The organism is Neolewinella persica DSM 23188 (assembly GCF_000373105.1).
GTDB lineage: Bacteria > Bacteroidota > Bacteroidia > Chitinophagales > Saprospiraceae > Neolewinella > Neolewinella persica.
In genome coordinates this window covers 41624-67535 of sequence record NZ_KB890431.1, presented here as the reverse complement: position 1 = coordinate 67535, position 25912 = coordinate 41624, and the positions used below count along the sequence as shown (strand labels likewise).

Here is a 25912-nt window from a genome sequence, read left to right as displayed (position 1 = left end):
GACTAATAAGGGGCGGGGCCGCAGGTGCAGAGACGGGATTAAAAGAGCAGTGAGTGCAACTTACCGGACGGTTAAAACCCTATATTTGGGTAGGAATACTATTAACCGATGACACCAGAAACTCCCCTAGTAACCGTCTCTCCGCAATTCCGGAACCAAGCCATCCGGTCCGTGCTCGCCATTGCACTCTTTGTGTTGGTCTACTTGGTATTACTTGCTGTAGCGCTTAGTTCGGTTTACCTCGCCGGAGTAGGAGGATTAGCACTCTTCCTGGTTTTCCCGCACATAATCACCATTATTGCCGGCCTGGGAATGCTTGCCGCAGCGGGCTTATTTGTCTATTTCATGTTGAAATTCATGTTTCACCGGAGTGTTACTGACAACTCCGGTGACATCGAGATCACCCGCCAGCAAGAGCCGCACTTGTTTGCCATGATCGATGAGATCGTCGGTCGATTAGGCGTCAAACCTCCCCGTAAAGTTTTCCTTGGTCCGGAGGTAAATGCCAGCGTTACTTATAATTCCAGCTTCTGGAGCATGTTCTTTCCGGTTCGGAAAAACCTGCGGATAGGAATGGGTCTGATCAACAGTTTGCGCGAGGATGAATTACGCGCAGTAATTGCTCACGAGTTCGGGCACTTTTCGCAAAGATCAATGGCGGTAGGCAGCTATGTCTACAACGTAAACTACGTCATCTTCCAACTGGTAAACGACGACGAGCATTTCACCACTACCGCGCACAACATTGCCACCTCAAGCATCTACGTTTACCCCTTTGCCATGGTGTCTATTTATGCCGTACAGGCTACCCGTTGGCTACTGGCTAAAATGTACGGCCTGGTTAACCTCAGTTATATGGGGCTTAGCCGGGAAATGGAATACCACGCCGATGCCGTTGCCGCCTCCCTCGGAGGTGGCCATGCGCTGGCCAGCGGATTACGTCGCATAGAACTTGCCGATGCCTGCTATAATAAAGCCGTTGGCTTTACGGCATCTCAGCTGGCCGAGAAGTTCCGGGTAGGGAATATCTACAGCTTACAAACCTGTTTGTTGGAAGATACGGCCCGGCGAGACGGGCTGACACTGATTGACGGACTTCCCGAGGTTTCCGGCGAGCACAGCACGCGCTACCTCAAATCCAAAATTGAAGCGGGCAGGCAATGGGCATCGCATCCGGAAATCGAGGACAGGATCACCCAACTGGGACTGCTATCCGATGACCCTGTCATACCATCCAGCATTGTTGCCAATGAACTCCTGAGCGACCGGGTTGCCCGTCAGCAACAGTTTTCTCACCAGATGACGGCGGTTTTCCACGACATCGCAAACTGTACGAATCAGGAAGAGGACATTTCACGCGAACTCCTCCTGAGCAAGGAAGAAGACAATCTCTTACCAAACGTGTTTAACGGCTATTACGATAACCATAACCTGTTGACGGACCAAGGGCCGGACGTTCCCCTTACTTCTGACAATCTTTTTTCTGACGACGCCGTAGAGGTCATCAATTCCCTTACCGTACTACAGCATGACCTCCAACTCCTTGATGCGATCAAGGACAAGCAGATCGATCTGAAAACTTTCGATTACGACGGTAAAAAGTACAAGCGACGCGAGGCCCGAAAATTGGCTGTTTCGCTTAACGCAAGCCTCATTGAGTTGCGGGAGCAGGTAGAAAGCCACGACCGGGAGGTAATTGCCCGGGCATTCGCCAAAGCCCGACAGCTTGGATCGGAAACCGGCCTTCAGCAAGAGCTTGACCGTTTTCGCAGTTGTGATGAGTTATTTGATAAATTTAATGAGGCGGCACAGTCCATGCGGAATGCGTCCATGTTCATGCAGGAAACCTTGCAGGTTGATGCCATTAAGCATCGGATGATCCTTTTTAAGTCTTGTGAATCTGATTTCCGGGAAGCCCTGGAACTAGCGCTCAAACACCCTGACTTCTCCGCCGCCGCCAATCCTTTATTACTGGCCGACACGGAGAAATTCATGCGTAAAGAATGGAACTACTTTCGTTACGACAGATATGACGACGTAGCAATTGGGCTGCTTTTCGCTAACGTTGAACACCTTGAATTCCTGCTGAACTCAGGCTATTGGCGGGCCAAACGGAGGCTGATGGACTTGCTGGCTGGCTTGTTTGAAGGCGGAGCTGAGGGGCCAGCCTAACCTGGCCTGATTTCACGTAGCGGATATGCATTGGTTGCTCTGGCCGAAGCCTGGGGTAACGGATATACAATTTACTTTACACGACTCGAAGCGCTAGGGACTGCGTTGTTCCTCCTGGTCCCAGGCAACTCATGGGTAGTCGCTACACGACACCCGCTAACATCACTCGATCAGTAAGCTGTCGTCTCTCAAGTCCTAAACCACTACCTACCGCTGCTTAGCCAACCAACGCTGGTAGGCTGCTTTTCCTATTTCGAATCCCTCCGCGGTAGCGTAAAAATGATGAGAGCCGTCTCCCTTTTCAACGTTGAGCACGTAGTAGACGAAGTCCGTTTTCGCAGGTTTCAGCGCAGCTTCAAAGGCAGACTTACTGGCCGAACTGATGGGCCCTGGAGGCAAGCCATAGATTTTCCTGGTATTGTAAGGATGGTCTACCTCAACGTCACTTTTATGGATGATGCCGTCCCAGCGGTTGAGGAGTTTTGCGATGTAAACGTTCGTTGCGTCGATCCCCAGCTTAATACCTTTTTCGAGTCGGTTATTTATTACTGAAGCCACTAAAGCCCTTTCGACATCTACCTTAGATTCGTTTTCGATGAGACTGGCGATCGTGACTATTTCGTGCTTGCTTTTACCGATTTTCCGTGCCTGCTCATCCCAGGCAGGATCCCAGACGGCCTTGAACTGATTGACCATCTTAACGATGACCGACTTAGGATGCGCCCCCAGCTCAACCTCATAAGTTGTAGGATAGAGGTAACCTTCAAGGTTTTTCGCCTTCGGTGCTATGTCTTTGATAAGACTAACGTCGTCCATCATGGCCAGTACCTCTTTCTCCGTTACTGGTGGTTCTACGGGAAACTGCGCCACCAGGCGTTTAGCGATCTCGAAGCGGGTCCAGCCTTCGGGAATGGTCAGTGTCTTCGTACGCTTCTTCCCGTCCTTTAGTTTACTAAGGACCTCCAATGGGCTTATGGGCGAAGGAAACAAATAATCCCCAGCCTGGAGCTTGGTTCCCTGATCAAAAAACCGCAGGTACAACTTGGTGGCCAATGGTGCCTGAATCACCTTGTTCTGCTCCAGTATTTGCAGAATACGGTTGGACCCTACGCCCTGCTCAATCGTAATGTAATCTGAAGCGTTACTGTGGCCAACGGGACTATGCAACGCGTTGTACATCCAAAAAGCAAAGCCTCCAGGTATCAAGGCAACAAATAACAACAGTGCCAATAACCGGCGGGGGAACTTCATAGACTAAACGTTTTAGCAAAAAACGAATTTAGAAGTCAGCAGTTCAACCTGGCGATAAAAATGACGGATTAAAATGCCACGCTCTTTACCGTAAATGCTCGTTAAAAAACGCGATTGTCCTTTCCCAGGCTAGCTTGGCAGCTGCTTCGTCATACCGGGGGGTGGTATCGTTGTGAAAACCGTGGTTTACCCCGGGGTACATGTGAGCCGTATACTTCTTTCCGTTGGCTTTCAGCGCAGCTTCGTACTCGGGCCACCCTTTATTTACCCGTTCATCCAGCTCCGCGTATTGAAGTAAGAGCGGTGCGTGAATCTTCGGGACATCTGCAGTTTCCGGTTGCCCGCCGTAGAAGGGTACGGCTGCGCCTAAGTCGGGCAATCGTACCGCCATTTTATTAGAGATGGAGCCACCGAAGCAGAAGCCGACCACGCCGACCTTACCCGTACATTCCGGGTGGTGGCGCAGGAACTCGTAGGCAGCGACAAAATCATTGAGCATCTCCTCCCCGTCCCGCTGTCGTTGTAAGGTTCGGCCCTCATCGTCGGTACCGGGATAACCGCCTAGTGGGGTTAGGGCATCGGGGGCCAGGGCGATGAAGTTGGCCGTGCCCGCGCGGCGGGCCACATCTTCGATGTGTGGATTAAGGCCACGGTTTTCGTGTACAACGATGATGCCGGGCAGTTTTTCCTTCGCGCCTACCGGCCGCGTCAGCAGACCCCGCATCGTGATCCCGCTCTCCGGGGTGGTGTATTCGATCGTATCCGCATCCAGCCGAGGGTCATCGGCCGTTACCTGAACCTTCGTTTCGTACTTGGGCATTAAATAATCCAACAGGCCAGTAACCGTAAGGCCACCTACCGCATAAGCAGATAGTTTGCCCACGAATTCCCGGCGATCCAACTGGTTGTGGGCGTATTTGTCGTACAGGTCGAAAACATCCTGATGAATAGTAGATTTATCAATTTTTGGCATATCCATATTTGGTAAAACGATCACCTTCTGAACGAAGTGATCAACTAAGGCATAAGATAAGCCGTTCGGAAGTTACTTACCAAACCTTGAAGGAGTTCCTTACCTTTGGCGATCACTTTTCACGATAAAATAAGCACCGATGGGTATTCTTTCCTGGATCATTCTTGGCCTGATTGCAGGCTATCTCGCTAAATTGCTTCACCCGGGTGAAGAAGGCGGCGGTTGGTTCATGACCATGGTACTGGGTATTGTCGGAGCCGGGGTTGGTGGCGTGATAAGTACCTTATTGGGACTCGGAGATGCTACGGGGCTCGATCTTTGGTCCATCCTTATCGCTACCGGCGGAGCAGTTCTCTGCTTGTTCATTTACTATCGGTTTAAGGGCCGGAAGCGGGCCTGATCCCGGAAGCCCCTTCCCTGCTTTTCTGCCTTTATTTGCACCTGCGGCCGCGCCCTTATTAGGCTAATGCTTCGTCAGGTAATTTTTTTCCATGTACATTTGACACAGTAATCAATTCCTTCAACATCTGTGTCATGAAGCCAGTCCTATTTCTATTCTTTCTATTCACCGCCTCCCTCTCTGCCCAGGAGTGGCGCAGCAGCCTCTACTCCGAAGCCTGGACGGCACCGACAGTCACCGACTCCTTCTACACCAATTCCTTTATTCAGGATTTCTCCTACGCTGGCTACCACCGGGGTGAGATTCCCATCCCGGACATTACTGAAAACATAGTGGACGTAACTATGTCTCCGTACAATGCCGACCCTACCGGTACGGAAGACGCGACCGCCGCCATCCAGGCAGCTATTGATCAAGTACAGACCGACGGCGGCGGGGTCATATTCCTACCCGCCGGCACCTACCTGCTTTCGGTAACGGAAGATCGGAGCGAAGCGCTGTGGATCTCTGCCGACAACGTGGTACTACGCGGAGCTGGCACCGACCAAACCTTCCTGTACAACACCACCATGGAGATGCGCCAAAAGCAGATCATTCGCATTGAAGAAGATAACGGCGGCTGGAACTGGGATCGACTTCCGGATGTCTCCGACCGGATTTCCATCACCACTGACCTCACGGGGCCAACTACCAATATTCCCGTCAGCAACCCGGAACTATTTACGGTCGGAGACGAAGTATTGATTCGCTCGCTAATGACCGATGGCTGGGTCCGGGACCATAACGAAGCGCCGGATTGGCTTAACTTCCAGGACAGGCTCGACGGCTTCATGAACTACCGAGTAGTCACCGAAGTTACCCCCGATGCCATCGTAGTCGATGCGCCCATCCGCTACGCCTTCATGATGCGTGATGGTGCCATGGTTTACGCCTCTCGTTCGAACATGCTCTCAGAAGTAGGCCTGGAAGGTTTTTCGATCGGGAATAAAGAAATAGTCGCTGCCGCTCCGTCAGACTGGCATGAGGGCGATGGCACGCTTGACAATAGCGGTCATAGCAGGGTAGGCAAACCTGCCTATAACCTCCATGCAGGCAGTGCGATCAAAATCGAACGGGCTCAAAACAGTTGGGTACGTGATGTAAATAGCTACCAGCACCCCGACAATATATTCGGCACCCATATTCTCTCCAACGGTATCAAACTGGAGATGAGCAGCCGCGTAACACTGGACAATGTATCCATGCGTTTCAGCCAGTATGGCGGTGGTGGTGGAAATGGCTACGGCTTCCGAATTGAATCAAATGACTGTTTGCTGATCAACTGTAGTAGCGAGGCCATGCGGCATGGTTTCGTGCTTGCCCGCATCTGGTCGAGCGGCAACGTATTTCATCGGGTAACCGATAGCAACACCGGTACTTGTACGGCCAACGAACAGGCGCCCTTCAAAACGGGCTCCAGCGGCAGCGATTTCCACTTTTGGTTCAGCCCCTCCAACCTGATCGACCAGATGACGGTAGACCGCAGCTACTACAGCGCCGTGCACCGGCGCGGTGTGTCCGCCTCGGCGACACAACCCGGGCATAATGCCGTTACGGCCCACAGTGTCTTCTGGAATTTTACCGCCAACGATGCGCCAAATGGTTACGGCATCCGGACATCGCAAACCCGCGATGGCTACGTGATGGGTACCCAGGGTAACTCTCCCGGTGTAAATAACAAACCTACTGACCCGGTGAACCTGCTGAATCTCGACATCAGCGGCGACAACCCGGCCTTCCGATACGATTTTGGTGGGCTAAGAACGATGCCCTTTGACCTGGTAGAAGGAAAGGGTATCGGTGCTTTATTACGACCACAATCCCTCTACCTCGACCAGTTGGACCGACGGATGAACCCGGTAAATACCCCGAACATCCCCGGGCAGTCCTTTACCCTCCGGGCTTTCCCGAACCCCTCACAAGATGGGTATTTCAACCTAAGCGAAGCGCAGGAATGGGCGGTTTATTCTTTAGCAGGTCGGCTAATCGGTAAGGGGCGGGGGGCCTCCGTAGATCTTCGTCGGCAGCCACCCGGCTTGTACGTATTGCGTGCCGGGAGGCAGGTGATTAAGTTGGTTCGTTAGAGAACAATTTCCTGTAGATAAAAGGATAAAGATTTCAAGAAGAAATGTATTTTCGTCAAACCGAGGTACTGAATATTAGCGATTCTTCTGCCAGCCATCAGACAAACTTCTGTCCGGCTTCGCCAGGCTAAAAGAATTTGCCCGACGGCCAGTAGCACCGAGCCTTCTACCCTCCCCTGCACCCGCGCCCGCGCCAAATAAGTCTTCCTCAAGCAACCTTAAAAAATCAGGTGCGTCTTTAAAAAGAGGTTAGAGAAGACGGCTGGTCCAACTTTTTAAAAAGATGGAGTGCCAGCATCCGAAAGGCTTCAATTCGTGTCTTTAGTAACAATACCCTATCTTCCGTATACCCAACCAAAACAACCCATATGAGACTTCGCTTTTTCTTCTTATTCACCGCATTATGCTGTGTCTTTTCCCTTAGTGCCCAAACGCGACTCCTTTCCAACCCCGCCATGAGTGCCGACCACATTGCGTTCACCTACGCCGGTGACCTCTGGGTGGCCAATAGCGACGGTAGCAACCCGCGGCGGCTGACCATCGACGATGGCGTCGAAGAAGCGCCCGTGTTCAGCCCCGACGGAAAAACCATCGCCTTTACCGCCGAATATGACGGTAATGAAGATGTCTTTACCGTCCCCACCACCGGCGGCATTCCCAAAAGACTGACCTGGCACCCCGGGCAAGACGCTGTCCGCGACTTCACGCCCGACGGTAAAAATATTCTCTTTTCCTCCCGGCGGGAAGCCTTCACCAACCGCTTTAACCAGGCCTTCACCATTGGCCTGAACGGGGGTGTGGCAACGCCACTAGACATTCCGACCATCAACCACGCCACTTACTCCGCCGATGGAAAATACCTGGCTTACACCCCTTTAGGCGACCGCTTCTCGATGTGGAAAAACTACCGTGGCGGCACCATCGCCCGTATCTGGGTGATGAACCTGGCGGACAATTCGGTGGTCGAAATTCCTAAACCCGAAGGCGGCAGCAACGATACCCAGCCCCAGTGGATCAAAGGAAAAGTGTACTTCATGAGTGACCGCAACAAGGAGTTCAACCTCTTTGAATACGACCCCGCCACCAAGGCCGTAAAACAACTTACCAGGTTCAAGGATTTTCCGGTCCTTAATATCCGGGCCGGTGCCGGCAAGCTCATCTTCGAGCAGGCGGGCTACCTGCACGTTTTTGACCCCGCCACCGGCAAGCACCAGCAGTTGAACATCGACGTTAAAGCTGATATTCTCGACGTCCGCCCCTACTGGGTTTCCGGCGGCAGGAACGTCCGAAACGCAGGCGCCTCTCCTTCCGGTAAGCGTATCGTAGCCGACTTCCGTGGCGAAGTGCTCACCGCACCCGTTGAAAACGGTGATGTGTTCAACGTGAGTAACACGCCCGGCGTCCACGAAACGCACCCACGCTGGAGTCCCGACGGTAAAACCATCGCCTTTTTCTCCGATGCATCAGGCGAATACGCCCTCCACCTTTACGACAATAAAACTAAAAAGGCACGTCCGATCGCCCTCAATGGCTCGGGTTTCTATGGCTTCCCTCACTGGTCTCCTGACAGCAAGAAGATTGCCTTTGTCGACAACGGACGGTCCCTTTACGTGCTCGACGTAGCCTCTGGAAAGGTGAGCAAAGTCGATACCGACGATATCTATTTTCCGGGAGATTACCGCGACTTATTCGGCTCTTGGTCGAAGGATAGCAAATGGCTGGCGTACGCTAAAATTACGAATACGAACTTCGAACGTGCCTACATTCACAACCTGTCTACGGGAGAGAACAAAGCCGTTTCAGACCCCCTGGCCAACGTTACCGACCCCACTTTTGACGCTTCCGGGAAATACCTTTACCTCTCTGCTTCTACCGATGCGGGGCCGGTCATCAACTGGTTCCAGCAGTCGAGCAACGACATGCGGATCACGAACGACATATACCTGCTGACCTTGCAGAACGACGAGGTTTCTCCGCTCATCCGCCGCAATGACCTCGAAGAAATTTCCGAAGAGGACGAGGAGGATAAGGGCGAGGACGCAGGTGCAGAAAAAGAAACTGACGATAGCAAAGAAGAGGACGAAGAAGAAACCCTCCGCATCGATTTCGACGGCCTGGAAACCCGGATTGTCCACCTGCCGATCGGCAACGGTAATTATTCCAACCTGGAATCTGCCAAGGACGGAGAACTGCTTTACATCTCCAGCAATGATGAAGGTTCGACCCTCCACCGTTACTCCCTGGAGGACCGGGAAGACAAGGAATTCATGCCGGCTTCCTGGTTTGAGGTCACGGGAGATGGTAAGCACCTCTTTGTCGGCAGCCGTGGTCAGTGGGCCGTTACCGACATCAACAACCCTACCGCTAAGGACCTGAAATCTGCCGACAGCTACGGCATGAAGGTCAGGATTGAACCCCTCGTCGAATTCCGGAACATCTTCAACGAAATGTGGCGCGTTAACCGGGACTACTTCTACGATCCGGGTATGCACGGTGTAGACTGGGCGGCCATGAAGAAAAAATACGAGGTGTTCCTGCCTCAGGTTAAAACCCGGCCGGACCTCTACCGCGTCATGGAATGGATGGGCTCTGAGCTCGGCGTTGGCCACCACCGCTTTGGTAGCCGGGGCACCCAGCTCAACAATCCCGACCGTGTGGGTGGTGGACTGCTGGGCGCTGATTACGCAGTAGCCAACGGCCGGTACCGCTTCGAGAAGATCTACGGCGGACTGAACTGGAACGGGGACCTGCGCTCCCCCCTCACCGAGCCCGGTGTCAACGTAAAAGAGGGAGAATACCTGCTGGAGGTCGACGGCGAAAACGTCACAGGTTCAGATAACCTCTACCGTTTCTTCGAAGAAAAAGCGGACCGGCTGGTGGAGCTGAAAGTTGGCCCCAATGCGGACGGTAGCGACGCCCGGATGGTCACGGTGACCCCGGTCAGCAACGAATACGGTCTCCGAAACCGGGACTGGGTGGAAGGAAACATCAAAAAAGTGGATGAAGCAACTAATGGCCAGGTGGCTTACGTGTACGTCCCCAACACTGGAGGCGGCGGCTTCCAATACTTCAAGCGATACTTCTTTCCGCAGGTGAATAAGAAGGCGATCATCGTCGACGAACGCTTCAACGGCGGTGGCCAGATCGCCGATTACTACATCGAACACCTGATGCGTCCCTACCAGAACAGCTGGACTTACCGCTACGGCGCAGACCAGCATGCGCCCGTTGCCTCCATCCAGGGCCCCAAGGTGCTGCTGACGGACGAGACTGCCGGCTCCGGCGGAGACCTCTTCCCCTACCTCTGGCGGAAGAACAACCTCGGCACCATCATCGGTAAGCGGACCTGGGGCGGCCTGGTCGGGGTACTCGGTTACCCCGAATTCATTGATGGTGGATCGGTTACCGCCCCCAACGTCGGTTTCTGGGACAAAGACGGGTACCGCGTCGAAAACGAGGGCGTTGCCCCCGACATTGAGGTGGAGCAATACCCCGCCGAAGTAATGGCCGGTAAAGACCCACAACTGGAACGGGCTATTATGGAAATCATGAAATCGCTGAAAGCTAATCCAGTGGAAACGCCCAAACGGCCACCGTTTGAGAAACGGGGATCGTCCGGGTATTAGGCAGCAGGTACGGGGCCTGCCCCCGCCCGTTAGGCGAAAATATTGCTGATCGGGCGGGGACGAGCCCCACCCTTACCCATCTCCCAGCATGTAGCTTGTTGACCGCAAAGAGCCTACTCCAAAGCACCCAACAGCCGCTTCTCATGCATTGCCCATTCCCGTAAATCCCAGGCCTGGTTCTCCGCATCCAGCGGATGTGCCTTCCGGAATCTGACCGCCCGGCGAACTTCTTCCACTGCCTTGTCTTTATGCCCCAGGTATTCAAACAACTCCATGCGCAGTCTATGGACATAGCCCCCGTTTCCGGCTTGTAAATCGAGCTCCGTCAGCTTGAGTGCCTTTTGCAAGTCTTTACGGCCGAAGAACAAATACTCCGCAGCGAAAGTGTAATTTAGGGTGTCGCTTAAAGGCCGGGTAAAAAGGCCGTCGATAAACGCCATGGTCTCTGCTTCGGTGGAAGTGTTGATCGGAAAACTGAGCTGGGTGTCCGTCCAGGAGATGTATAGCCTGGCGTTCTCCCCTTCGAGGTCCAGGTCAATGGTAAGGGCTTCGTAGTGCCGTGAGGTGGTGGTGGGCCTAACGCGGAAACGCGCTACGTCCTTTTCCGGGTCATGATTATGGCCACTGTACAAGGAGGTATCCTTATTCAGTATGATCATCCATTCTTTCTTACCCGGAATGGAAAGGAGGGAATATCTGCCGGCGGGAACGGGTTGGTCGCCTACCATTACTGCTTTGCTGAAACGCAACTTAGTGCAGTATCCCGCTCCGGTGCGCCAGACCTTATCCCAGGGCACTAAGCCTCCATAGATTTCCCTGCCTCTGGCCAGCGGGCGCTCATATTCTACTTCGACGGTGGTATTTCCGACCTCCTGCTGGATTTTACCAAGTGGACTAAAGGAAGGGATCTGGGCCATAACTTCCCCAGACAGCAGTATGCCAAAAAGGAAAAGGAAACCGGCATATCTGTAGCACCTCATAGAATTGATTTTTATCGGACAGGCCCCTTGCCCGCACGCTCTGACAAAGGTGGACACTGCTCCATACCATCCCAAAGAATCCTTGTAAAAGGATGTAAACGGTGGGTAAATCCAAAAGGGTAATAGTTACGACGCCCAATTCTTTAAGCTCATCCCACAAAATTAGTTCCACCTCCTACCTTTGCAGAATGCCACGTTTCTTATCCATTTTTGTTTTCCTCTTCCTTAGCACTCCGCTCTCTGGCCAGTACTTCCTAAACGGAAGTGCCACCCAGACGAATGACAGTTGCTTCCAGCTGACTTCCGAGGTGATGTTCGACGTTGGCTCTATTTGGTACCCCGAAAAAGTCGACCTGCGCAACAGTTTCGACCTGGTCATGGACATGTTTTTCGGATGTGCTGATGGAATGGGGGCTGATGGCATCGTATTCGGCCTGCAACCGGTAAGTGCCAGTATTGGTCAGGCCGGAGAAGGGCTGGGTATCGGGGGCGTAAGTCCGGCGGTGGCCGTCGAGTTCGATACCTACCAGAACGGTAACCGTGCAGATCCTTCTTTTGACCACGTGGCCATTATGTCCAATGGATCGGTTACACACGGCGGTACCAATAACCTCGCCGGCCCGGTCCAGGCGGACCCGAACAACCCAAACATCGAAACCTGTCGGTTCCTCCCCCTGCGGGTCACCTGGGATGCGCCCAACCAGACCTTAAAGGTCTACTTCAATTGCAGCCTACGGTTGGAGTATACCGGAGATATAGTTAATGATATTTTCGGAGGTGACCCTTTCGTGTTCTACGGTTTTGCCTCCGCCACCGGTGGCCTGTTTAACCGGCAGGAAGTCTGTTTCCGGTTCAACTCCTTCCTCCGGCAATTGGAAGATGTGACCATGTGCCCCGGTAGTCAGGTATTACTCGATGTATTCGGCGGCGCACGGTATGAATGGACGCCGACGGAAGGCATCAGTGACCCTACGGCGCCAAACGTGAAGGCATCGCCCGACACGACAACCGTCTATACCGTCAAAATCTTTGACGACTGCGATATTCCAATTTACGATACCGTCCGAATTACGGTGGCAGGAGACAGTGCTTTCGTCGACCTTGGGGCCGACACGACCATCTGCCCGCAGGACTTCCTCTCCTTCGATGTTACCACCCCTACCGCAATCTACGAATGGTCTGACCCGGCCCTGAACGGGCCGGTAGTTTCCGTATCCGACATTGGGGTATACGAAGTCACGGTGACCCGGCAAGACATCATCTGCGAAGCATCCGACCGGGTAACGATTGACCACCTACCTACTCCAGACATTGACCTCGGCCCGCCAGACACCTCACTCTGCCTCGGCGACCTGCTGCTGCTTCGAAGGGGCAATGACGTCGGCCAGCCGATCCTCGACGTCGGCGATGGTATTCCTTTCGATACCATCTACATCTCCCGTCCCGGTCGCTACCGCGCCTACGTCGATGACCCCTGTGGCTTGATTTTTGACCAGATCGATGTCGACTTCGTCAATTGCCAGAAGGTGTTTCTTCCCAACGCCTTTACGCCCAATGGCGACGGCATCAACGATCATTTCTTCCCGCAAGACGGAGGTGATGTAGAGATCGTTCACCTGCTGATGATCTTCGACCGCTGGGGCGAACAGGTATTCTCCGCCGTTGACCTGCCGACCAACACCGCCAACCTTGGTTGGGACGGGCGCTTGAACGGGCAACCCGTTAACCCCGGTAATTATGCCTGGTACCTGGAGGCTACTTTCCGAAATGGGGTCCGGGACAGCCGGAGGGGGTCGGTGGTGGTGGTGCGGTAATACCGTTAAGACAATGTTACCTTTGCCCCCTCCATACAACGGCTTCGCTCCGCCCACGTATCAACTCTCGAAATGACGCGATCCTACCTTGCCCTTGCCGGCTTCCTGCTGGTTCTTCTTGCCCAGCTGTTTACGCTCCAAAATTGCGCAACGCCCTCCTCCCCTACCGGAGGGGAGCGGGACACCCTGGGTCCGGTGCTCATTGTGGAAGAAACCACGCCGAATTTTCAGACGAACTTCAAGCCGGAGGAGATTGTACTTACGTTCGACGAGTGGGTAGAGCAGGACCAGAAACATCAGATCATTATTAGTCCGCCGTTAGAGCTTGGGGAAGACAACCAGCCTTACCTGCGGCGGCGGAGCCTGGTCATTCCGCTGAAGGGTCTTGAACTTCGCGACAGCGTAACTTACGTAGTTAATATCGGTTCAGCGATCAAGGACCTGCACGAGGGCAACCCAACTAAAAACCTTCGCTTCGTTTTTGCCACCGGTCCGGTCCTCGATTCGGCTTCCGTTACCGGAACACTAGTAGAGGGATTCAGTGGCGAGCCCTTAGACAAGGCTACATTCACCCTCTACGGCAACCTTGCCGATACTGCTACGACTACAGAAAACCCTACCTATTTTGCCCAGACCGATGAGCAGGGGCAGTTCACGGTTTACAACATTCGCCCCGGCCGCTACCGCGCCGTAGGTCTTGTCCGTAATCCCGGAGCCACCAACTACTTCGTTGATCTGTCGGGAACCTTCAAGCCCCTGTCGGTGGGCTTCATCGACACGATCATAACGGTTGCCGATGGCAATAACGAAGTGGGTTCCATCCGGCTTTCCCCGGTCCCGGTGCGAACGAAAGTTTTAGGGGTTGATTCTACGGACTTCGGCCAGTTGAAAATACACATGAGCCAACCCGCTGCCAGCATCGACATTATCACTGGCCGGGAGGACTACCTCCGCTACAACGACAAGGACACCCTCAAACTGTTCTACCGCTCGCCAGCCCGCGACACCCTCTATCTTGGTCGGGACACCACCTTCTATGACACCCTGGTCTTTGCCGGTAGCGTTGAACCACCGGCTACGCCGCTTACCCTGCTACAGGGTCCACCAGGTCGCCTGAATCCGGTCGAAGGGCTTGTCTACCTGTTCAACCACCCGCTGGAAGCCGTAGACACAGCACTGATCGTACTTACCGAAACTGCGGATACCTTAGCCACGCCACGGGCCTACCAATATGCACTTGATACCCTCTACCCCGGCACCCTGCGTCTCAGCACTGGTTGGCGGGCAAATACGAGTTATGACCTCTCCATATTCCCTGGTGCGCTGACCGACTGGGTTGGTGGAATAAACGAAGACACGCTCCGTAAAACCCTCATCGCGGACTCTCCCGAGAAATACGGCAACCTCACCCTCAAAATAGGTAACCTCGATACCACTCTGAATTACGTCGTCCGATTATTAGATAAAGACAAAGTAGTACCTGGTACCGAACGCTACATCAATGAACAGGCCAACTACCAGGTGGTCTACCGGGGCCTGAAACCCGCCACCTACCGGGCGGAGATGATCTACGACACCAAGCGCAACCGTCGCTATGATGGAGGAGACTTCCGGCTCGGGCGACAGCCCGAGGAGGTCCGGAGGTTCGAGCTGGAGGCGCTGCGCGCCAACTGGGAAGTAGAAGAGGAGATTCGGTTGGAATAGGTAAGGACATCCCTACACAAGGAAGCCCCAACTCCGGGCCCTGGCCATGGCCCCACCCTGCCTTCAACTTATCCCATTGCACCTGCGGCCCCGCCCAGATCGCTATACTTTTCTTCCCCTACTTTGTTATGTAAACGATTGATTTTTGTCCCCTTGCCCCCCAAATGCCAAAACATTGTGCCATTCCAGGCACAAAAACTACCTTACTGCCGCTAACAACCGGAGAAAAAACCTGTTATAAATACATTACCAAACCAAAACTACCCTCAATATGAGTTTACAAGATAAATACCGCAGCGTACTTACCCTCGGTGAAAAATTTAACGCCAAAGATGGCTACGTAGAAGAAGCCGACGGTCGCCTTCGCGTAGGTGGCGTGGTCGAATATCAGCACCAGAAAGACCAGATGTGGGACGAGATCAAGCGTGTCGGCGGTGAAAACCCCTCCGACATCGAGGCCGACATCAAAGTGTCCAACAAAGCAATCTACGCCCGTCATACGGTAGAGAAAGGCCAAAGCCTTTCCCTCATTGCTAAAGACTACCTCGGTGACGTGATGGCCTACAAAGCCATCTTTGCCGCGAACTCAGACACCCTCGAAGACCCGAACAAAATCTTCCCAGGCCAGGACCTCGTTATTCCGTTCCCTGAAGGACGGAGCGCGGACGCGTAATGGACCGATCTTCGGATCTGTACTTTCTGGAAAGCCATCTTCACATTTGTGGAGGTGGCTTTTTTGCGGGGTACGCAAAACGATTACCGCAGGCAATTCGGTAAAAAACCCTCTTCCCTTTTTGAAAAAAACCGCCTCCACCACGAAAGAAGTGAGCTGCCAGGTGCGGTAGCTGCAACCTGCAACGCGCCGAAGGCGCTCTGCAACAGGAGCGAAGCAAGTGCGGTAGCTGCAACCTGCAACGGGAGCAAAGCGGCCTTTGTAACCTGCAACAACGAACGCAGTGAGTCTCTTTTTCTACCCCCATAACCATATCTTTGCCAACAAAGCCAACCAAACCATGACCAAGAACAACTCCACCACCTCACCCGCTTACCACATCGGATTGGAAGACAAGCACGGCGCGCACAATTACCACCCATTGCCAGTAGTACTAAGCGAAGGTCGCGGCTGCTATGTTTGGGACGTTGAAGGCAAAAAATATTTCGACTTCCTGAGTGCTTATTCTGCCGTTAACCAGGGCCATTGCCACCCCCGCATTATCGATGCAATGGTAGCGCAAAGCAGGAAGCTCACCCTCACCAGCCGGGCCTTCCACAACGATCAGCTGGGCGAATATGAAAAATACCTTACCGACTACTTTACTTTTGATAAGGTACTGCCCATGAACACCGGTGCAGAAGCTGTGGAAACCGCCATCAAGCTGTGTCGGAAATGGGGATACGATAAAAAGGGCATCCCTGCCGATCAGGCACGGATCATTGTATGCGGACAGAATTTCCACGGCCGGACGACGACCATCATCTCCTTCAGTTCAGACCCCGACGCCAAGGGTAGTTTCGGCCCCTACACCCCTGGTTTCGTAACCGTTCCTTACGGAGACGTAGCGGCCATGCAGGCCGCGCTGGCAAATGACCCCGCCACCATTGCGGGAGTACTTGTCGAGCCCATTCAGGGCGAAGCCGGTGTCTTTGTTCCACAAGACGGTTACCTCGCTGCCGTCCGGGAGGCCTGTAAGGCGCACAACGTACTTTTCATTGCCGACGAGATCCAAACGGGCATCGGCCGAACCGGTGCGCTGCTCCGCATCTGCGGAGACTGTACCTGCCAGGGACACTGTGAACGTCAACCCGCTACTTACCTTCGCCCCGACATCCTGATTCTGGGCAAAGCCCTTTCCGGTGGCACTTACCCCGTGTCTGCTGTCCTTGCCGACGACGCGATCATGGAAGTCATCAAACCCGGCCAGCATGGCAGCACCTTCGGAGGTAACCCCGTTGCCTGTGCCGTTGCTAAAGAAGCTCTGGAAGTCATCATCGACGAAAAGCTGACGCAAAACGCCCGCGCCCTCGGCCACATCTTCCGGGCCCGGATGCAGGAGCTCGTCGACGGCTACCCTAACCTGCTGAAGCTGGTCCGTGGTAAAGGCCTCCTCAACGCCGTCATCATCAACGACAGCCCCGAAAGCAAAACTGCCTGGAACCTTTGCGTTGCGCTGGCCGAAGCCGGACTGTTGGCCAAGCCCACCCACGGAAATATCATCCGCTTTGCGCCACCACTGGTCATCTCTGAAAAGGAATTGCACGAAGCCTGTGACATCATTGCCGGTGTAGTTAAAGCTTATGCTTAATCCTACCATCAATAAAACAATTCTTCTATATCCCCCCGGGACTGCGGTCCACTACAAGCAGATGATGGCAGTCCCGGGTCAACTTCGCCTCGACAAAAGATAAATGCAGGTACCAAAAATTCAGGCTGCCATCAAACGCTTTGCTGCGTGGATCCCAACGGAAGAGGCCCAGGCCCACCTTCCTCTTTGGGAGACGCAGCAAAACTGGCAGACTCATTTCAACCCGGAAGCGAAAGACCTGGCCGACAGCTACGATCTGGCACTTGACTCCAAAACTAACCGCCGTCATTACCGGCGGGGAGGCTACGACCCGAAGCGGGCAATGCTTGCGTTGATGCGCTGGGAACCTGACTTTGTTCGGGAGGCCTTTCGTGACCTGTACAGCGAGGACCGCCAATTAGAAGGCAGGATTCAGCGTTTTGTCTTTTACGTCAACGAGCTGTTTAACCGGTTCCGCGATCAACACCCGAAGGACAAAACCCCCAGCCATAACCACGAGGATGACTATAACATGGTCTCCATTTATCTCATGGGGCAGTACCCCGAGGTGTATGCGCCCTACACCACGGAGTTGTTACAAACGGTCTGCTCCCGACTTGGCGCGAAAGATGTGCCGCCAGCAGCAGATTTCCCCCGCTATACTAAGCTCCTCAAGACCCTTCGAAATTTCCTTACGCAGGACGAAGACGTAATGACTGCCTACCAGGCCGCTTTGCGGGAGCAGGATTACCAGGGAGAGAGCGCCTTGCTGGTGTGGTGGTTTTTTAAAATGATTATGGAAGAGAAGGGTCAGGGAGTCAAATAGTAAAACAGTCCGATAGTCAGGGAGTGTGCAGTACGCTGATTCTTTTGCTCTCCGGAGTAACTTTGCTGGCCTTCCTTGTTCTCTTACTTTGCACCTGCGCGCGCGCCGTATTAGTCAATCAGTCAAAAAGTACGCAGCTGCTTGACTATTTGACTGCCTGACTAGCTGACTCATAAGGCCGTACAACGTTAAGCGCTGTCTGTTCCTACTTACGCCCAAACCAGCGCCAAACGGCTAAGCCACCCGCCGCGAGGAACAAAAGTCCCCACACCCATCGAGGAATTCCGCCAGCAGGTAACTTGCCGGCGTTACCGTAATAAGTCAGTCCGGCCCAGTAGTAGGGAGACTTCAGGTAGGCGGGCAGATCCTCCCGGTTCAGGTAAGCCAGTTGTGCCTGATGCAGGGCTTCGGGTTTTTGTACTCCTCCGGCTAACTGGTCATAAAAACCTGTTATAATTTCCGACGTAGCCCGATCATTGAGCGACCATAGACTAGCAATTACACCGCCAGCCCCCGCAGCAGTAAAGGCACGGCCAAGACCCAGTACGCCTTCTCCCTGCGCCAACGGTCCGATATTGCTCTGGCAGGCACTTAGGGTTACCAGATCGGCCCGTAGCCTCAAGCCGTAAATATCAGACAAATAAACCGGCTCCGTCGCCGTCAGTATTCGCGGCTGTTCGTGTTGATCGGTGGAGGCGTACGCATGGGTTGAGAGGTGGATGATCGATCGGCCAGGGAGACCGGACAACAACCCCTTCCGCGAAGCGGCGGTGTCAGTCAGCCAGAGGCCAGAATAGTGATCTTTAAACCCCGTAACCTCAGATTCACTAAAGGGTAAGGCCGGAGCAGTATTGTTAGGTAGTACAGCAATAAAGGGGCTAAAGGCAAAGGCGTCACCGTTTACCATTTTCCTTCCTTTTTGTTGTCGGCCCAGTACAGTAGTTGACTGAGCAAAACTAACCTGATTTCGGCGGATCAAATAAGCGGCGGTTGCGAGTGACGCATCTTCAAGGTCTGAAACCAGGGCCGCAAAAGGTAAATAGGCTAAGATTCCGTCTGGTATAATCAGCAACCGTTCACCTGGGCTGACCTTCAATGGGGCAAGTAAGCTTTGATAGGCAGCATGGCTGGCGGCGATATAATCTGCCGGTGCCTGATCGATAGCCCCTGCGCTGGTGTAAAAGGCTAATACGCGGCGCACAAGCGTATCCAGCACCTCCGTTGGTCCGAGGTCAATTGTCTTTACTTCGGTGGCGGTAAGGCTAAACGCCGTTGCTCTTTTATCCCCCATGAAAAAGTGGACCTGGCGATCCCAAAGCCCTTGACTGAGGAGCGCTCTGGCACCACTTATATCGACCAGGCTCGGGTTAGTAAGCAAATCCCGGGCAACAGGATACTGCTCAGCTACGACTGTTCGCAGTTGTTGTAGCGTATCACTCAAACCAACAATTCGTCGAGCGGTCTGATCCTGGGCATCACCTTCCTCACCAACTGATCTGCGTCGTAATGAGCGGAGTTTATGCTCCGTTGTTGCAAGTTGAGTGGCCAGTTCCTGCGAAATGTTCTCCCGAACATCAGCAGTCACCATTGCTTCCAATAAGAGAATGGATCGACTTTTCTCCAGTAAATAAAAGACACTTTCGGAATCGTCAGCCTCCCGGCTAAGTTCGATGCCTAATTCATACAGCGGCAAAGCCTCTTGCCGCCAGAACAAGTTGCTGACCTGACCATTAAAATCCAACCGGAGCAGGTCGGCCATTTGATCCGTAAGCCGGATTACTTCCATGGCCCCGGCCACATCTCCGGCCTGATGAAATATCTCTGCCCTAAGGGCAAGGAACTGAAATATTTCAAGCTTAAATTCGCTGAGGCTAATTTCATCCAGCATCGGAAGCGTCGCTTCTTCGTTGTATTGCCAACCGTCCGTCAGTAACGCAATTGCTTCAGCATTTCGCTTTTTTGCCGTAGCAAAGTCCTTTTGACCCAAAGCAATTTCCGCATCTGTGTTAACCAGGACCGATAAGAGTCGTGGATTCTTTTCCTCCAGGGCATAGCTTTCTCCTTGTTGTTGAAACGCGCTGGCCTTCTCGAACATAAACTGCTCATTTTCAACCAATGCCAGCAAATTACACATCACTCCTTTATCAAAGTTCAATTCATAGCGTTCCGCTAAGCTCAGTGCTTTCTTGGTTACCACCCGGGCCTCATCATATCGTTTCAAATGATAAAGGGCTCTCCCCTGCCCCATATAACTCATCAGAAGCCACCTTATATCACCCAACTCTTCATACAGGATAGCCGCAGCAGCAAAGTCAGGTAAACCCTCAGCGTACTGCTCTGCCTGGTTAGCCTGTTCACCGAGTAAACGCAGGGTTTCGGCCTCCGCCATGGTGGCTATCCTGTCATTTCCACCCTTTGCCTTTTCTTTCCGCGCATAAAGCAGCATAACCCGGAGCAACTCTTCAGAACGCCCGATGTCTCCCGTGGCGTGCCACAACATGACCATCTGTTGTTGATTCCAGTGTGTACGTTTGAAAAGACCGAGTTCAGAGAAAACCATATTGGCTCGCCTCAGATAAGGTAAACTCGTAGTATACTGGCCGCTAAGGCGGTAGAACAGCCCCAGATTGGCAAGCGTTTTACCCAGAGGCTCAGCGGCTGTATTTGCATATACCTCTTCCTGGGCTTCCAAGGCCTTCAGCGCATAGAATATTGCCCGTTCCAGGTCGACTTCCGAAGAATAAGCGTAAACACTTCGTTTATGGAAAATAATGCTCAGGCTATCAGCAGCAGCAGGACAGCTTTCTTTAATTTGCCGAATCAGTGTCTCACCACCGTCCTCAGCAGCGTATAAGGTTTTCAATGCTTCAGTGATGGACGGGCAGTTCTGGCCGGTAAGGGGCTGCAAGCCGCACCAAAAAAACAGAAATGCTACTGCCAGCCATCTAACATTAATACTCATAATGTAAAAATGGGCCCACTCTTACCGTTTAACCAAACGCTGGGTGTAAACCTTTCCAGCAGCCCGGACTACAACCAGGTACTGGCCGTCTGCTGCCGACCGAAGATCAAAGGTCTCTTTAGTGCCTGCGGGGAACTGGTTAAGATTTCTCTGCTCAATTAAATTGCCGGTAGCATCAGTGATCGAAATTTCAGTTACTGTCAAGCCCTGAAGGGAGAATACTTCAATTACCTCGCCTCCAGCAGCGATGCTGATGCCTACATCTGTAGCAGGTCTTCCAACCACGGGCTGGTCTCCCTTGCAAAATACCGTAAGGTTAAGCGCATTGCCATCAAGGAACAATCCGGAGAGCCCTGGTTCTTCAAAGGCATTTTCAAGGATAAACGCCCGGGCGGCAGCAATCTGCCATGGGTATTCACAATGATACATGCCGGCGGCGGCAGCCACCGAAGGAGTAGCCATTGAGGTACCGGATTTGCTACCGGTAGTACCCTCCAGTAAACTACTGGTCACCTCTACACCGAATGCCGCGATCTCTACTCCCGTATCATGGTAATTCGAGAACTCGGCATATGGCCGTTCACCACTTGCCAGCGTATCGTGCGCTCCAACAGCCAAAATATTGTCAAGGCTGTATAGTGCTGGGAATTGCGGGTCAGCCACCAGGTTCAGTGAGTCATTACCCGCTGCGGCAACAACGAGGGCTCCGTAGTTGGCTACCGTGTCGATGGCCGTACGGAGGATGCCATCATCCCCTCCAGCGTAAAAGCCCCAACTACAGTTGATGATGTCAGCATCATCATAGACGCCTGCCTGAAGAATACCACATGCAGCGGCAAAGAGGGTACCGACTCCATAACTATCGTGTGTCTTATAAGGCAATAGCTGAATAACGCAACCGTTACAACGCTCCGCATTGCGGGCAATGATGCCCGTCACGTGGGTGCCATGCCCATTATCGTCGTCGGGATTATTATTATGGTCTACGTAGTTCCAGCCCAATGGATTATCCACCAGACAATCGTTATCATCGTCCGTTCCGTTCAGGCTGTCCCCATCCCGGAAAATGAATCCGTTCATATCGGGATGATCCAGATCCAGTCCGGTATCCAGAATGGCAATCCTGACAGCATTGGCGGGGGCAGGAGCGAAACTGTTCACCTCGTCATTAGCGAGGGGAGGGTTGGGTCCGTCGGGGATAAGTTCAAGATCGTTGTATAGGTAGTAATTCAAATCCAGCCCATCGACCTCATTCATTCCGGAGGCCGGCAAGGTTACACCCAGAATATCCAAAGGGTCTCCCAGGGGTTCTCCCGTTACCGGGTCAAAGAAAGTACCGCCGGGCATCTCCCATACTTCCAGCCGGTCACAGGCGCAGGAATGCAGGACGATGGGGTCGTAATAATCCCGGAAAGTTTGCTTTTGAGCTTCGGTTCGGTTTGGCAACCAATCGACCACCAATTGGAAAGGAACGGCAGGCGCTCCGGCGGAGTCCACGACAAAGGGCTTACCCAATTGGGTTAGTGTCTCCCCCACGTATCGGGGAAAAGTTACCGGTGCGGGACGGGAGCTGTAAAGTTGTACATCGTCTAAAATCCAAAAGTCCGCTGATCCCTCCAGGGCAAACTGGACCGTTACTTCCCCTGGTCCCTGCAGCGTAGCTCCCAAAGACAGCAGGTGATAACTACCCGCCGAAGTTTCTTCATCAGCTAATACACCAATTTGCAGGGTGGTGTCAAGCGTGAAACCATTATCTCCACTCACTACAACTCTGGGAGATCCACCATTCGACCCGAAGTACATATAAAAACTCAGGTAGAGTTCATTACTAAAGCTCCCAGGTACAGTAATTGCGGGTGACGTGGCTCTTGCATTCGTTCCTGTTCCGGTAAACGTCAGGGATCCACCCAAGGATGCCGAACGAATCCTGGAACGATTGTTCCAGCCAGAAAAGGTTTCGGCTGCGCCGTTATCGTCAAACTCGAAGCCTAGCGTTCCCCATCCATTGAGGCCAGCATCAAAAGGCTCGCTGTAGAATTGCCCACTTAGGCTAGTGCTCAGGCACAGGGATAGTACCAAGTATAGGTAAAAATGATTTTTCATAGTTGAACGTTTCAGAGCTTGGGATAAGGGATAAATGGAAAACATAAAATAAATATCAGGGCCAGCGTTCAGCTTTCCTCGGTAGTAACTTAGAGTGTAGCCTTCAGTTTCCTGACGCGATTGGCCAAATAGGTGTCTGATTCAGGGATAAGAGATAAGAACGAAAAGGCAGCTTCCGTATTTCCGCGCTTCACGGCGGCCAGGGCAAGATACCAATTTCCATACGGTGCCAGGGAAGACTCACCGCCAGCAATCTTTTCGAATACAGCGATTGCTAAGGAGTCCTGGTTACGTTCCAGTAAAGAAATGCCCAATGCCAGCTGTGCTCTTTCGTCATCGGCCTGAACGGCCAGATAGGCCTGAAGCCGATCAATAGCTTCGGCGTATCGGCCTTCGTTGAAGGCCACTTCAGCCGCAGAAGCTCCCATATCTGTTCCCCGTTCGGTCAAGGAAAGTTCTTGGTGTTGTGCAAATTGTTCGTAAGTATTTCCTGATGGAGCAAATAAGCGGCCACCAAATATCATCGCCAGGGCGATTGCTGCGGCAGCCACCAAACCGACCAACCAACGACGATTTTTTCGCCCAATAGGCTTTATTACCGCTTGCTTATCCTGCGGCAAGAAATGTCGGTCACCAAGTCGGCCCAGCGTAGCGCGGAGTGATGCCTCCCCTGCGTTTGCCCGCAAGTGTTCATAGAGCCGGCGTCGATCTGCCAGAGTGCTGGCGAACTCGGGGTCTTGACCAGCACGGACTTCAACGGCGCTGGCTTCCTCTACCGAAAGAGTACCTTCCAAAAAAGCTTCAATAGTGATGTAATCCCGTTCGTTCATGACTATCCGTTCAAGCCGTCAAATATTTCCCTCCATCGCTGCAGGCAAGCATTCTTTCGGCGGTAAACCGTATTCGCATTCGACATTCCTAGCTGCTCCGCAGCATCAGAACTCGAAACACCCCGCCCGAGCAGTCGTAATAACTTGCGACAGGTATCGGATAACTGGGCCAGCGATTCATCCAATCGCGTTTGCTCCAGCTGCTCCTCTTCCCATCGTTCGTAGGCTGATTCGGTTGCGGTTTCAGGAGTATATCGTTCTGCTTCGATAATTCTTACCTCCGCTTCTTTCTTTTTTCTACGCAGTTGATTAACCCACTGGTTCCGGCAGATGGTAAAGACCAGCGCATTGATCGGACACGTCAACTCAAAACCAGTTTTGTGGGCACTTCCGTGCAAACTGATCAAAGCTTCCTGGAACAGATCCCGGGCATCAGCTTCGGTACCGTTATTGGCCATGACCCACCGAATGATCCCGGGACTACAGTTGGTGTACAACTCTTCCAGCTTACGGGAGTCATTTTCCCGTAAGGCCACCAGGTAAGTGTGGTCCGGATGTTTAGCCATGGGTGATTAAGCAGGTCAGTAGGAACGAAAAGTAAATCAAAAAAATATCCAGCCCGAAGGTAAGACAATCCACCCGCTCCCGATATACTACCAAAGCACGCTTCGTTTGACAACTGGCGAATCTTCTTTAATCCCATGAACGTTTCCCTATTAATGTAGTGCCGGCTTCTCCATCCCTGGAGGAGCCGGCTTTTTTGGCGGGGCCGCAGGTGCAAGGTCCCCTTTTCGGGCCAGCGGCCCGGTCCCCAAGGGAAAAGGGATGAAGGAGCAAAGGGGAAAGGGATAAAGACGTAGCCTCCTCTACTCCTTGTCTTACTGCACTCCCTGCACCTGCGGCCGCGCCCGGAAAGTGAATGGGAGAATTGTGGAATGAGTGAATGGGAGCATCCATGAATAGCTACGACCATCTGTCCGCCCTATACTTCACGCATAAAGCAGCGAACAGTGCTTAAGTCAGCTACTCTCTCCTCTCATTCGTTCAACAATTTACTGTGGTGAGTCACCCGAGGGACTGTGAACGGCACCTGTGGCAGCTATTCTCGAATTCTGTTATTCTCTCCAAAACAGCAAACCCGGAAGCACCAACTGGCACTTCCGGGTTTACGGTATTCGTTATTGCGCGAAAGATTACTCTTCCTCGGCAGCAGCAGGCGCAGCTGGTGCTGCGGCAGCAGCGGCTGGAGCAGCAGCAGAAGAAGACCCACCACCACGGCGGCTACGACGGGTCCTGCCGCTCTTCTTGTCACTGTCTTTGTTGTAGACTTCGTTGAAGTCAACAAACTCGATCATGGCCGTTTCTGCACCATCACCTAACCGGAAACCGGTCTTGATGATCCGGAGGTAACCGCCGGGGCGATCACCAACCTTTGCAGCAATAGCGCCGAAGAGCTCTCCGGTAGCATCGTTGTTCTGCAGGTAGCTGAATACGACACGACGGTTGTGCATGTCGTTAGTCTTAGCCTTAGTAATCAGGGGCTCAGCGAAAACGCGAAGCGCTTTGGCTTTTGCTACGGTCGTGTTGATACGCTTGTGCGTGATCAAAGCGATGACCATGTTACGGAGCGTTGCCTTACGGTGGGCGCTCTTACGACCCAGGTGGTTAAATTTCTTACCGTGACGCATGTCTTGGTGGTTATGCCGGCAACACATTTTCGCTTATAAACGCAGAGCGGGCATCTGCTGTAAGCGACCGTTATTACCGTAATTATGTTGATAAAATATTGTCCGGGTTACGGACAGCCCTTTTTCTTTCGTCAAAGAGTCAAGTAGTCAGGGAGTCAAACAGTCTGAAGTCGGACCC

The 25912-nt window shown here is 53.0% G+C and carries 17 protein-coding genes; 9 read left to right on the top strand and 8 right to left on the bottom strand.

All coding sequences use genetic code 11. The features are described 5' to 3' along the window. Nucleotides 1-108: 108 nt before the first annotated feature. Nucleotides 109-2172 carry a M48 family metallopeptidase gene (locus B036_RS0112775; protein ID WP_020569114.1) on the top strand — a complete coding sequence of 688 codons (2064 nt, stop codon included), beginning with the start codon at nt 109-111 and terminating at the stop codon, nt 2170-2172. A gap of 207 nt (nt 2173-2379) precedes the next feature. Here B036_RS0112775 and mltG read toward each other — a convergent pair whose 3' ends face one another. Together mltG and B036_RS0112765 are read right to left on the bottom strand one after the other, a co-directional pair. Continuing rightward, nucleotides 2380-3423, bottom strand: coding sequence for an endolytic transglycosylase MltG (mltG, locus tag B036_RS0112770; RefSeq protein WP_020569113.1), 1044 nt, complete (start codon nt 3421-3423; stop codon nt 2380-2382). An 85-nt stretch (nt 3424-3508) separates the two neighbouring features. Further along, nucleotides 3509-4396, bottom strand: a complete 888-nt coding sequence (locus B036_RS0112765; protein ID WP_026231941.1) for a dienelactone hydrolase family protein — start codon at nt 4394-4396, stop codon at nt 3509-3511. Between the two features lie 139 nt (nt 4397-4535). Between B036_RS0112765 and B036_RS0112760 the strand changes: the two genes are divergently transcribed. From B036_RS0112760 to B036_RS0112745, 3 genes are all read left to right on the top strand, one after another. Then, nucleotides 4536-4796: a GlsB/YeaQ/YmgE family stress response membrane protein gene (locus B036_RS0112760; RefSeq protein ID WP_020569111.1), complete on the top strand. Its 261-nt coding sequence runs from the start codon at nt 4536-4538 to the stop codon at nt 4794-4796. Nucleotides 4797-4930: 134 nt separating this feature from the next. After that, entirely contained in the window at nt 4931-6919 is a 1989-nt protein-coding gene (locus B036_RS0112755) for a glycosyl hydrolase family 28-related protein (protein ID WP_020569110.1), read from the top strand. A gap of 368 nt (nt 6920-7287) precedes the next feature. Next, nucleotides 7288-10545: a S41 family peptidase gene (locus tag B036_RS0112745; RefSeq protein WP_044102627.1), complete on the top strand. Its 3258-nt coding sequence runs from the start codon at nt 7288-7290 to the stop codon at nt 10543-10545. Nucleotides 10546-10658: 113 nt separating this feature from the next. Here the strand turns inward: B036_RS0112745 and B036_RS29200 are convergent, their stop codons facing one another. Beyond that, the gene (locus B036_RS29200; RefSeq protein WP_044102626.1) at nt 10659-11525 is read right to left on the bottom strand and encodes a DUF2911 domain-containing protein; all 867 of its coding nucleotides are present in this window, start codon (nt 11523-11525) and stop codon (nt 10659-10661) included. Between the two features lie 188 nt (nt 11526-11713). Between B036_RS29200 and B036_RS32070 the strand changes: the two genes are divergently transcribed. The 5 genes from B036_RS32070 (at nt 11714) to B036_RS0112715 (ending at nt 18151) form a co-directional block, all read left to right on the top strand. Then, nucleotides 11714-13339 carry a lectin-like domain-containing protein gene (locus B036_RS32070; RefSeq protein WP_020569106.1) on the top strand — a complete coding sequence of 542 codons (1626 nt, stop codon included), beginning with the start codon at nt 11714-11716 and terminating at the stop codon, nt 13337-13339. 72 nt (nt 13340-13411) lie between these two features. Beyond that, entirely contained in the window at nt 13412-15043 is a 1632-nt protein-coding gene (locus B036_RS0112730; protein WP_020569105.1) for an Ig-like domain-containing protein, read from the top strand. Nucleotides 15044-15314: 271 nt separating this feature from the next. Next, nucleotides 15315-15716: a LysM peptidoglycan-binding domain-containing protein gene (locus B036_RS0112725; RefSeq protein WP_020569104.1), complete on the top strand. Its 402-nt coding sequence runs from the start codon at nt 15315-15317 to the stop codon at nt 15714-15716. A 340-nt stretch (nt 15717-16056) separates the two neighbouring features. Next, a complete protein-coding gene (rocD, locus tag B036_RS0112720) occupies nt 16057-17346 on the top strand; it encodes an ornithine--oxo-acid transaminase (RefSeq protein WP_020569102.1) in 1290 nt (429 codons plus the stop codon). 103 nt (nt 17347-17449) lie between these two features. Beyond that, entirely contained in the window at nt 17450-18151 is a 702-nt protein-coding gene (locus tag B036_RS0112715; protein WP_020569100.1) for a hypothetical protein, read from the top strand. A 205-nt stretch (nt 18152-18356) separates the two neighbouring features. Here the strand turns inward: B036_RS0112715 and B036_RS0112710 are convergent, their stop codons facing one another. From B036_RS0112710 to rplQ, 5 genes are all read right to left on the bottom strand, one after another. Continuing rightward, nucleotides 18357-21113, bottom strand: a complete 2757-nt coding sequence (locus tag B036_RS0112710; protein ID WP_020569099.1) for a CHAT domain-containing protein — start codon at nt 21111-21113, stop codon at nt 18357-18359. Between the two features lie 21 nt (nt 21114-21134). Further along, complete coding sequence (locus B036_RS32065; protein ID WP_020569098.1) at nt 21135-23216, bottom strand: S8 family peptidase; 2082 nt, start codon at nt 23214-23216, stop codon at nt 21135-21137. Nucleotides 23217-23305: 89 nt separating this feature from the next. Continuing rightward, the gene (locus tag B036_RS0112700) at nt 23306-24046 is read right to left on the bottom strand and encodes a tetratricopeptide repeat protein (protein WP_020569097.1); all 741 of its coding nucleotides are present in this window, start codon (nt 24044-24046) and stop codon (nt 23306-23308) included. 2 nt (nt 24047-24048) lie between these two features. After that, entirely contained in the window at nt 24049-24612 is a 564-nt protein-coding gene (locus tag B036_RS0112695) for an RNA polymerase sigma factor (RefSeq protein WP_020569096.1), read from the bottom strand. Between the two features lie 627 nt (nt 24613-25239). Then, nucleotides 25240-25734 carry a 50S ribosomal protein L17 gene (gene rplQ, locus B036_RS0112690; protein ID WP_020569095.1) on the bottom strand — a complete coding sequence of 165 codons (495 nt, stop codon included), beginning with the start codon at nt 25732-25734 and terminating at the stop codon, nt 25240-25242. Nucleotides 25735-25912 lie beyond the last annotated feature (178 nt).

What these genes read in the sequence shown, in the direction of transcription:
- B036_RS0112695 (WP_020569096.1), bottom strand. Translation starts at nt 24,612, where the DNA reads ATGGCTAAACATCCGGACCACACTTACCTGGTGGCCTTACGGGAAAAT.
- B036_RS0112745 (WP_044102627.1), top strand. Translation starts at nt 7,288, where the DNA reads ATGAGACTTCGCTTTTTCTTCTTATTCACCGCATTATGCTGTGTCTTT.
- B036_RS0112755 (WP_020569110.1), top strand. Translation starts at nt 4,931, where the DNA reads ATGAAGCCAGTCCTATTTCTATTCTTTCTATTCACCGCCTCCCTCTCT.
- B036_RS0112760 (WP_020569111.1), top strand. Translation starts at nt 4,536, where the DNA reads ATGGGTATTCTTTCCTGGATCATTCTTGGCCTGATTGCAGGCTATCTC.
- B036_RS0112775 (WP_020569114.1), top strand. Translation starts at nt 109, where the DNA reads ATGACACCAGAAACTCCCCTAGTAACCGTCTCTCCGCAATTCCGGAAC.
- B036_RS0112765 (WP_026231941.1), bottom strand. Translation starts at nt 4,396, where the DNA reads ATGCCAAAAATTGATAAATCTACTATTCATCAGGATGTTTTCGACCTG.
- B036_RS0112710 (WP_020569099.1), bottom strand. Translation starts at nt 21,113, where the DNA reads ATGAGTATTAATGTTAGATGGCTGGCAGTAGCATTTCTGTTTTTTTGG.
- B036_RS32070 (WP_020569106.1), top strand. Translation starts at nt 11,714, where the DNA reads ATGCCACGTTTCTTATCCATTTTTGTTTTCCTCTTCCTTAGCACTCCG.
- mltG (WP_020569113.1), bottom strand. Translation starts at nt 3,423, where the DNA reads ATGAAGTTCCCCCGCCGGTTATTGGCACTGTTGTTATTTGTTGCCTTG.
- B036_RS29200 (WP_044102626.1), bottom strand. Translation starts at nt 11,525, where the DNA reads ATGAGGTGCTACAGATATGCCGGTTTCCTTTTCCTTTTTGGCATACTG.
- rocD (WP_020569102.1), top strand. Translation starts at nt 16,057, where the DNA reads ATGACCAAGAACAACTCCACCACCTCACCCGCTTACCACATCGGATTG.
- B036_RS0112715 (WP_020569100.1), top strand. Translation starts at nt 17,450, where the DNA reads ATGCAGGTACCAAAAATTCAGGCTGCCATCAAACGCTTTGCTGCGTGG.
- B036_RS0112725 (WP_020569104.1), top strand. Translation starts at nt 15,315, where the DNA reads ATGAGTTTACAAGATAAATACCGCAGCGTACTTACCCTCGGTGAAAAA.
- B036_RS0112700 (WP_020569097.1), bottom strand. Translation starts at nt 24,046, where the DNA reads ATGAACGAACGGGATTACATCACTATTGAAGCTTTTTTGGAAGGTACT.
- rplQ (WP_020569095.1), bottom strand. Translation starts at nt 25,734, where the DNA reads ATGCGTCACGGTAAGAAATTTAACCACCTGGGTCGTAAGAGCGCCCAC.
- B036_RS0112730 (WP_020569105.1), top strand. Translation starts at nt 13,412, where the DNA reads ATGACGCGATCCTACCTTGCCCTTGCCGGCTTCCTGCTGGTTCTTCTT.
- B036_RS32065 (WP_020569098.1), bottom strand. Translation starts at nt 23,216, where the DNA reads ATGAAAAATCATTTTTACCTATACTTGGTACTATCCCTGTGCCTGAGC.